The organism is Streptomyces sp. NPDC059567 (genome assembly GCF_042735655.1).
Lineage (GTDB): Bacteria > Actinomycetota > Actinomycetes > Streptomycetales > Streptomycetaceae > Streptomyces.
In genome coordinates, this window is record NZ_JBHWBS010000074.1 from 30,248 (window position 1) to 39,467 (window position 9,220).

Sequence of the window (9,220 nt, forward strand, 5' to 3'; positions counted from 1 at the left end):
TCGAGTGGCTAAGAACCTGATTGTCCCCGGTTATCGGCGTCTCCGCCCACCCCGCCCCGATTTGGGGGGGGGGGCGGGGGGCCCCCCCCCCCCCCCCCCTTCCGTACGTCCTACAGGCTCTCCAGGAACGCCAGCGCGATCGCCCAGGTCTGCTCGGCGGCGCGCTCGTCGAAGTCCGGCAGCTCCGGATCGGTGTAGAGGTGACCGGCCCCGGGGTAGCGGTAGACCTCCACGTCCGCCCCCGCCTTGCCCATCCGCAGATACCAGGACGTCAGCCAGTCGTGCGATTCGAAGGGGTCCGGGTCGGCGATGTGCAGCTGTACGGGAAGGTCGTCGGCGGTCGCGCTCTCCGCGATGTCCGAGGTGCCGTGGAGCAGCAGCAGTCCGCGCGCCTTGTCGTCGCCCAGCGCGAGGGTCTGCGCGACCGAGGCGCCGAACGAGAAGCCCGCGTAGAGGAGTCCGCGCTCGGAGTACGGAGCCGCGGCCAGGATCGCGCGCTTCAGCAGCTCGTCCTTGCCGATCTCCTCCTTGATCGCCATGCCCTCTTCCACGGTCCCGGCGGTCCGGCCCTCGAAGAGGTCGGGCACGTGCACCAGGTGCCCGGCGGCCCGCAGCCGTTCGGCCGCGGCCTCCACCGCCGGACGCAGACCGTAGGTCGAGTGGAAAAGCATGATGTCCATGCGGTCCATCCTGCCAGCCGGCCGCGTCATCTCATGCTGCGCACGTCCAGCTGGCGCAGCACCCTGTCGACCACCTCGGGATCGGTGCCCGGCTCGCTCCGCGCCGAGAGCACCTCGTGGCGGGCGGCCGACATCATCTCCCGCTGGATGCGCTGCACGGCCTTGAGGCGCCCGGCCCGCTCGGCGAAAGCGGCCCGGCGCTCCTCGTCCAGCATGTCGGGACTGATCCGCGCCCCGATGTCGAACGCCCCGCGCAGCAGCCGCTCCTGGACCTCTTCGGGCAGCTCCTCCACGTCCTCGATCTCCTTGAGCCGGAGCTTGGCCGCCTTCGCCGCGCGGAGCGCGAGGTCGCGCTCCAGGGCGCGCTCGGCGTCCGTGTCCGCCTGCACCCCCAGCCGCTTGACCAGCCAGGGCAGGGTGAGGCCCTGGAGGACCAGAGTGGTCATGATCACACAGAAGGCGATGAAGACGATCTCGTCCCGGCCGGGGAACGGCGAGCCGTCGTCCGTACGCAGCGGGATGGCGAGCGCCAGCGCCACCGAGGCCACCCCGCGCATCCCGGACCACCACATGACGACGGTCTCCCGCCAGCTCATGGGGATCTCCTCGTCGTAGTCGCGGCGGGTGTGCAGCCGCTTGGCCAGCCAGGTGGCGGGCATCAGCCACAGCAGCCGCACGCCGATGACGACACCGGTCACGGCCGCGCCCCAGCCGAGCATCTCCCCCAGGCGGCCGTCGCTGGTGCCGAAGACGACGTGCAGTTCGAGTCCGATCAGTCCGAAGGCGATGCCCGTGACCAGGGTGTCGACGATCTGCCAGAACGCCTGTCCGGCGAGCCGGCCCATGACGTCGTCGGCGTCGAACGCGTGCTCGGCGAGGAAGAGGGCGACGACGAGGACGGCGAGCACGCCGGAGCCGCGCAGCTCCTCGGCGAGGACATAGGCGACGAAGGGGACGAGGAGGGTGAGCCCGGTCTGGAGGGTGGGCTCACCGAGCAGGCCCATGAGCTTGTTGCTGAGCCAGCCCAGGACGAGCCCGACGGCGATGGCGACGACGGCCGACAGGACGAGCTCGGCGCCCGCGCCCTCCCAGGAGAACGAACCGCCGACGGCCGCGCCGATGGCCACGTGGTAGAGCACGATCGCGGTGACGTCGTTGAAGAGCCCCTCGCCCTCCAGGATCGAGACCAGTCGGCGCGGCAGCCCGAGCGAGCCGGCGACGGCGGTCGCCGCGACCGGGTCGGGCGGCGCGACGAGCGCGCCGAGCGCGACGGCGGCGGCGAGTGGCAGCCCTGGGACGAGCGTATGGGCCATGGCGGCGACGGCGGCCGTGGTGACGAAGACCAGGGCGACGGCGAGCAGGAAGATCGGCCGCCGGTTGGCCGCGAACTGGCGCCAGGACGTGCGTTGCACGGAGGCGTAGAGGAGCGGCGGCAGGACGAGCGGAAGGATGTACTCGGGCGGGATCTCGACGCTGGGTACGAAGGGCAGGAAGGCCAGCACGATCCCGACGAGGGTCATGAGCACCGGGGCCGGCAGCCCGAGCCGGTCCCCGAGCGGCACGGTGAGCAGCGCGCCGAGCAACAGCAGGAACAACAGGGCCAATTGGTCCACGGTGAGCCCTCCCGGCCTGGCGGCACGGTCGATGATCGGGCCTCAACCCTGCCACGGGCGGGGACGAATCCACCCAAACCCGCCGAGCGGCGCCGCTCACGGGCGGGGCCCAGGGGGAACGCCCCCATGGGCCCGCGCGGAGGATCCCTAGAGCGCCCGCCGCATCGCGCGGTGCGGAATGCCCGCGTCCTGGAACTCGGGGCCGTACGCCTCGTAGCCGAGCCGCTCGTAGAAACCGAGCGCCTGGGTCTGGGCGTGGAGATCCACGGCCGCCAGCCCGCGCGCACGGGCGGCGACCTCGATGGCGCGGACGAGCGCCACGCCGACCCCCAGGCCGCGCGCGGCCTTGGTGACCGCGAGCCGCCCCAGCGAGCCCACGGACGTGTCGGCGCCGGTCTTGCCGACCGCGTCCTCGCCGTGGATCAGCCGTCCGGTGCCCAGCGGCAGTCCGTCCTCACGGACGGCGAGGACGTGCACGGCCGTCTCGTCGTACCGGTCGTACTCGATCTCCTGCGGCACCCGCTGCTCGACCACGAAGACGTCCCGTCGCACCGCGAAGCAGGCCTCGCGGTCCTCGGGGCCGCGCACCTCCCGGACCGAGAACCCCGCGCTCACGCGCTCTCCGCCGCGATCCGGTCCAGCGCGTTCTGCAGGTCCGCCGGGTAGGTGCTCGCGAACTCGACCCAGCGCCCGTCCGACGGGTGCTCGAAGCCCAGCCGTACGGCGTGGAGCCACTGCCTGGTCAGACCGAGCCGCTTCGCCATCGTCGGATCGGCGCCGTAGGTGAGGTCGCCGACGCAGGGGTGGCGGTGGGCCGACATGTGCACCCGGATCTGGTGGGTGCGGCCGGTCTCCAGCTTGATGTCGAGCAGCGAGGCCGCGCGGTACGCCTCGATCAGGTCGTAGTGCGTCACGGAGGGCTTGCCCTCGGCGGTGACGGCCCACTTGTAGTCGTGCTGGGGGTGGCGGCCGATCGGCGCGTCGATGGTGCCGCTCATCGGGTCCGGGTGGCCCTGGACCAGCGCGTGGTAGCGCTTGTCGACGACCCGCTCCTTGAACTGCGCCTTGAGCAGCGTGTACGCCCGCTCCGACTTGGCGACGACCATCAGACCCGAGGTGCCGACGTCGAGCCGGTGCACGATGCCCTGGCGCTCGGCGGCACCGGAGGTGGAGATGCGGTAGCCGGCGGCGGCGAGGCCGCCGATGACCGTCGTTCCGGTCCAGCCCGGGCTCGGGTGGGCGGCCACCCCGATCGGCTTCATGATCACGACGATGTCGTCGTCGTCGTGGATGATCTCCATGCCCTCGACGGGCTCGGCCACGATCTGCACGGGCGCCGGGGCGCCGGGCATCTCGACCTCGAGCCAAGCGCCACCGCTCACCCGCTCGGACTTGCCGACGACGGCGCCGTCGACCTGGACCTTCCCGGAGGCGGCCAGCTCGGCCGCCTTCGTACGGGAGAACCCGAACATACGGGCGATGGCGGCGTCGACGCGCTCGCCCTCAAGGCCATCGGGAACGGGCAGGGTGCGGATCTCGGGACTCGTACTCACCTGTCGAGTATGCCTTGTCAGTCCTTGTGGACGGTGCCGTCGGGGTCCAGGCCCCGGAAGGACAGGATCACGATCAGGAAGCCGCCGCAGACGATCGCCGAGTCCGCGAGGTTGAAGACGGCGAAGTGGGCCGGCGCGATGAAGTCGACGACCGCGCCCTCGAAGACGCCGGGCGAGCGGAAGATCCGGTCGGTCAGGTTGCCCAGCGCACCGCCCAGGAGCAGGCCGAGCGCGATGGCCCACCAGGTGCTGTAGAGCTTGCGGGCCAGCCGGGCGATCACGACGATCACCGTCGCCGCGATGAACGTGAAGATGATCGTGAAGGCCTCGCCCATGCCGAAGGCCGCGCCCGGGTTGCGGATCACGTGGAACGTCAGCAGATCCCCGACGACCCGGATCGGCTCGCGACCCTCCAGCTCGGCGACCACGAGCAGCTTGCTGCCGAGGTCGAGCAGGTACGCGAGCAGGGCGACCACGAAGAGCGCGACGATCTTGCGCTTGCCCCTGGGCTGCTCGACGGGGGCCGAGGCCTCGCCGTCCGCCGCGCCGTCCGCGTCTGAATCCGGCGTACCGATGATGCGCTCCGCCTCTGCCACGTGAGTCCCTCAACCTAGGTGCCCTGACTGTGCACGAGGGTACGTCACGCCTCTACGGCACCGTCAGGGCAGCCGGGCACCGAATCAGCCGCGACGCTCCTGCTTCTGCTTGTCCTCGACGCAGAGGGTGGCCCGCGGGAAGGCCTGCATCCGCGCCTTGCCGATCGGCTTGCCGCAGACCTCGCAGAGCCCGTAGGTGCCCGCGTCCAGCCGCTCCAGGGCGTGCTCGGACTGCTCGAGCATCTCGCGGGCGTTGGCGGCCAGGGCCAGCTCGTGCTCGCGCGTGATGTTCTTGGTGCCGGTGTCGGCCTGGTCGTCGCCCGCGCCGTCACCGGAATCCCGCATCAGTCCGGTCAGCTCCTCCTTGGAGTGGACCAGCTCGGCCCGGAGCCTGAGCACCTCGCTCTCCAGCTCGGCGCGGGCCTCGGCGACCTCCTCGGGCGTCCAGGGGTCCTCGCCGGGGCGCACCGCGAGCTCGCCGGTACGGGCCGGGGGGACCGCGGCCTCGTTCTCGGCCGTCGTGACGCCACCCGCGGTCTTCTTCGCTGCCACCGTCCTGGCTCCTGTCTGCTTCACCTGCGCCGCGGACGCGGCCTTCTTCGTGACCGCGGCCTGCTTGGCCGGGGCTTTCTTCGCCGCCGGGACCTTCTTGGCCCCCGGAGCCTTCTCGGCGGCCGTGGACTTCCCGGCCGTCGTGGACTTCTTGGCCTTGGCGGCCTTCTTCGCGGCCGTCTCCTTCGCCGGAGCCTTGGCCTTCTTGGCCGCCGGAGCCTTCTTCGCGGCCGGCTTCCTCTCCGGAGCCGCCTCGTCGGCCGCGGCCCCGGGCGTCTTCCTCGCCGTGCTCTTGCGTGCCGGGGCCACCGCGTTCGCCTTCTTCGTGACCGTCGTCTTCTTGCCGGTGACGTCCTTGGCCGCCCCGCCCGTACCGGTGGTACCGGCGGTCGAGGTCTTCTTCGCGGCGGTCTTCTTCGCCACCATGTCGCGACCCCTTCACATTTTGTGATCTTGCTCGCGAATCGTGCTGGGACGATAAATCGGCCCAAGGCTCGCGGCAACGGGGCACGCCGCCGTTTCGCACCCGCCCATGCCCGCGGCATGGCCTGCCTGCCTCCGTTGTGCCCAGCTCCCCGCCCGGTGAATCCGCCCCGTCGCCACGGCCGAAGTCCGGTGGCGCCCGTATGGCCATTCGGGTCACGCCGGACGCCCCGGCGAGCCGCCGGAAAAGCGGTCTGCCGACCCCCTCCCCGCCCCGTACACTGGGCAGAGCGAAAGGCTTGGATGGGGACGAGTAGCGTCGTACGCAGCCATGAGCGACCCGGGGACGGTGAGAGCCCGGGGGCCAGCCCGATGTGAAGGATCACCCCGGAGCCGCCGGAAGAAAGCCGTCAGGCGACTAGACCCGGCATCGCGACCCCAATGAGGGGGCCACGGGCATGCGCCCGGGGCCAAGGAGGGTGGTACCGCGGGAGCCGCGCAGCACGGCGCTCTCGTCCCTCCGGACGGAAACGAAGCAGTCCGCCGGAGGAAGATCGATGACGCAGTACCGCCAGGTGCCCGCCCAGGTCGACCTGCCCGCGCTCGAGCACGCCGTGCTCGATTTCTGGCGCGAGAGCAAGGTCTTCGCCAAGACCCTGGAGCAGTCCGAGGGCCGCCCCGAGTGGGTGTTCTACGAGGGTCCGCCCACCGCCAACGGAATGCCCGGCGCCCACCACATCGAGGCCCGCGTCTTCAAGGACGTCTTCCCCCGCTTCCGGACCATGCGCGGCTACCACGTGGCCCGCAAGGCCGGCTGGGACTGCCACGGCCTCCCGGTCGAACTCGCCGTCGAGAAGGAGCTCGGCTTCTCCGGCAAGAAGGACATCGAGGAATACGGCATCGCCGCGTTCAACGACAAGTGCCGCGAGTCCGTGACCCGCCACACCGACGCGTTCGCCGACCTGACGACGCGCATGGGCTACTGGGTCGACCTCGACGACGCGTACCGGACGATGGACCCCGAGTACATCGAGTCGGTCTGGTGGTCGCTCAAGCAGATCTTCGACAAGGGCCTGCTGGTCCAGGACCACCGCGTCGCCCCCTGGTGCCCGCGCTGCGGCACCGGCCTCTCGGACCACGAGCTGGCGCAGGGGTACGAGACGGTCGTCGACCCCTCCGTCTTCGTCCGCTTCCCGCTGACCTCCGGCCCGCTCGCGGGCCAGGCGTCGCTCCTGGTCTGGACGACGACCCCCTGGACCCTGGTCTCCAACACGGCCGTCGCGGCCCACCCCGAGGTCACCTACGTCGTCGCGACCGACGGCGAGGAGAAGCTCGTCGTCGCCGCGCCGCTGGTCGAGAAGGCCCTCGGCGAGGGCTGGGTGACCACGGGCGAGTCCTTCACGGGCGCCGAGATGGAGCGCTGGACGTACCAGCGCCCCTTCGAGCTCGTGGAGTTCCCGGCCGAAGCCCACTACGTGGTGAACGCGGACTACGTCACGACCGAGGACGGTACGGGTCTGGTCCACCAGTCCCCCGCCTTCGGTGAGGACGACCTCAAGGTCTGCCGCTCCTACGGCCTGCCGGTCGTGAACCCGGTCCGCCCCGACGGCACCTTCGAGGAGGACGTGCCGCTGGTCGGCGGCGTCTTCTTCAAGAAGGCCGACGAGCAGCTGACGGCCGACCTGGACGCGCGCGGTCTGCTCTTCCGCCACGTCCCGTACGAACACAGCTACCCCCACTGCTGGCGCTGCCACACGGCGCTGCTCTACTACGCGCAGCCGTCCTGGTACATCCGTACGACCGTCGTGAAGGACCGCCTTCTCGAGGAGAACGAGAAGACGAACTGGTTCCCGGACTCGGTCAAGCACGGCCGCTTCGGCGACTGGCTGAACAACAACATCGACTGGGCGCTCTCCCGCAGCCGCTACTGGGGCACCCCGCTGCCGCTGTGGCGCTGCGAGGACGACCACCTGACGTGCGTGGGCTCGCGCGCCGAGCTGACCGAGCTGACGGGCACGGACCAGTCGGAGCTCGACCCGCACCGCCCGTACATCGACGCGGTGACCTTCCCCTGCCCGAGCTGCTCGAAGACGGCGACGCGCGTGCCGGAGGTCATCGACGCCTGGTACGACTCGGGCTCGATGCCGTTCGCGCAGTGGGGCTACCCGCACAAGAACAAGGAACTCTTCGAGTCGCGCTACCCGGCGCAGTTCATCTCGGAGGCGATCGACCAGACGCGCGGGTGGTTCTACACGCTGATGGCCGTCGGCACGCTCGTCTTCGACAAGTCCTCGTACGAGAACGTGGTCTGCCTCGGCCACATCCTTGCCGAGGACGGCCGCAAGATGTCCAAGCACCTGGGCAACACCCTGGAGCCGATCCCGCTGATGGACCAGCACGGCGCGGACGCGGTGCGCTGGTTCATGGCGGCCGGCGGCTCGCCGTGGGCGGCGCGCCGGGTCGGCCACGGCACGATCCAGGAGGTGGTGCGGAAGACCCTCCTCACCTACTGGAACACGGTCGCCTTCCAGGCGCTGTACGCCCGTACGTCGGGCTGGGCGCCGAGCGCGTCGGACCCGACGCCGGCGGAGCGCTCGGTCCTGGACAAGTGGCTCCTGTCCGAGCTGAACACGCTGGTGTCCGAGACCACGCAGGCGCTGGAGTCGTACGACACGCAGCGGGCGGGCAAGCTGATCTCGTCCTTCGTGGACGACCTGTCCAACTGGTACGTGCGGCGCTCGCGCCGGCGGTTCTGGCAGGGCGACGCGGCGGCGCTGCGCACGCTCCACGACGTGATCGAGACGGTCACCCGGCTCATGGCCCCGCTCACCCCGTTCATCACGGAGCGGGTGTGGCAGGACCTGGTGGTGCCGGTGACGCCGGACGCCCCGGAGTCGGTCCACCTCTCGACGTGGCCTGAGCCGGACCTGTCGCTGGTCGACCCGGCGCTCCCGGCGCAGATGACGCTCGTCCGCCGCCTGGTGGAGCTGGGCCGGGCGACGCGGGCGGAGTCGGGCGTGAAGACCCGCCAGCCGCTCTCCCGGGCGCTGGTGGCCGCGACGGGCTTCTCGGAGCTCTCCCCGGAACTCCAGGCCCAGATCACGGAGGAGCTGAACGTCACCTCGGTGGCGTCCCTCTCCGACGTCGGCGGCTCGCTGGTCGACACCACGGCGAAGGCGAACTTCCGGGCGCTGGGCAAGCGGTTCGGGAAGGGCGTCCAGGACGTGGCGAAGGCGGTCGCGGCGGCGGACGCGGCGGCGCTGTCGCTGGCGCTGCGGAGCGGTGAGGCGACGCTGGAGGTCAACGGCGAGACGATCACGGTCGGCCCCGACGAGATCATCATCACGGAGACCCCGCGCGAGGGCTGGTCGGTCGCGTCGGACGCGGGCGCGACGGTGGCGCTGGACCTGGAGATCACTCCGGAGCTCCGCAAGGCGGGCCTGGCGCGTGACGCGATCCGTCTGATCCAGGAGGCCCGCAAGAACAGCGGCCTGGACGTGGCGGACCGGATCGCCCTGCGCTGGACGTCGGACTCCCCGGAGACGACGGAGGCGCTGACGACCCACGCGTCCCTGATCGCGGACGAGGTCCTGGCAACGGACTACGCGACGGGCCCGGCGGACACCACGTACGGCACCCCGTTCACGGACGAGGGCCTGTCCCTGACGTTCCAGCTCCGCAAGGCCTGACACCACCACGAAAATGGGGGGGCGCCCCCCCCGCGGGGGGGGGGCGTGGGATGGCGCCCCCCACAGGGGCGCCGCGCGCGCGGCCCCCCGCGCCCGCCGCCGCCGGGCGCAGCC

7 protein-coding genes are annotated in these 9,220 nt (G+C 71.3%); 1 reads left to right on the forward strand and 6 read right to left on the reverse strand.

The features are described 5' to 3' along the window. Positions 1–110: 110 nt before the first annotated feature. The 6 genes from ACFVZW_RS26895 to ACFVZW_RS26920 form a co-directional block, all read right to left on the reverse strand. Positions 111–689 (reverse strand): dienelactone hydrolase family protein, encoded by a 579-nt coding sequence (locus ACFVZW_RS26895; RefSeq protein WP_384526184.1) that lies wholly within the window; start codon positions 687–689, stop codon positions 111–113. Between the two features lie 17 nt (positions 690–706). Next, complete coding sequence (locus ACFVZW_RS26900) at positions 707–2,293, reverse strand: Na+/H+ antiporter (RefSeq protein WP_384526187.1); 1,587 nt, start codon at positions 2,291–2,293, stop codon at positions 707–709. A 147-nt stretch (positions 2,294–2,440) separates the two neighbouring features. After that, complete coding sequence (locus tag ACFVZW_RS26905; protein ID WP_384526190.1) at positions 2,441–2,908, reverse strand: GNAT family N-acetyltransferase; 468 nt, start codon at positions 2,906–2,908, stop codon at positions 2,441–2,443. Then, positions 2,905–3,846, reverse strand: a complete 942-nt coding sequence (locus ACFVZW_RS26910; protein WP_361433021.1) for an RluA family pseudouridine synthase — start codon at positions 3,844–3,846, stop codon at positions 2,905–2,907. The genes ACFVZW_RS26905 and ACFVZW_RS26910 overlap by 4 nt, the downstream gene beginning before the upstream one ends. 17 nt (positions 3,847–3,863) lie before the next feature. After that, entirely contained in the window at positions 3,864–4,442 is a 579-nt protein-coding gene (gene lspA / locus ACFVZW_RS26915) for a signal peptidase II (protein ID WP_384526193.1), read from the reverse strand. 84 nt (positions 4,443–4,526) lie between these two features. Next, a complete protein-coding gene (locus tag ACFVZW_RS26920) occupies positions 4,527–5,420 on the reverse strand; it encodes a TraR/DksA family transcriptional regulator (protein WP_384526197.1) in 894 nt (297 codons plus the stop codon). Positions 5,421–5,974: 554 nt separating this feature from the next. Between ACFVZW_RS26920 and ileS the strand changes: the two genes are divergently transcribed. Beyond that, positions 5,975–9,106 carry an isoleucine--tRNA ligase gene (ileS, locus tag ACFVZW_RS26925; protein ID WP_384526200.1) on the forward strand — a complete coding sequence of 1,044 codons (3,132 nt, stop codon included), beginning with the start codon at positions 5,975–5,977 and terminating at the stop codon, positions 9,104–9,106. The last annotated feature ends 114 nt before the right edge of the window (positions 9,107–9,220 follow it).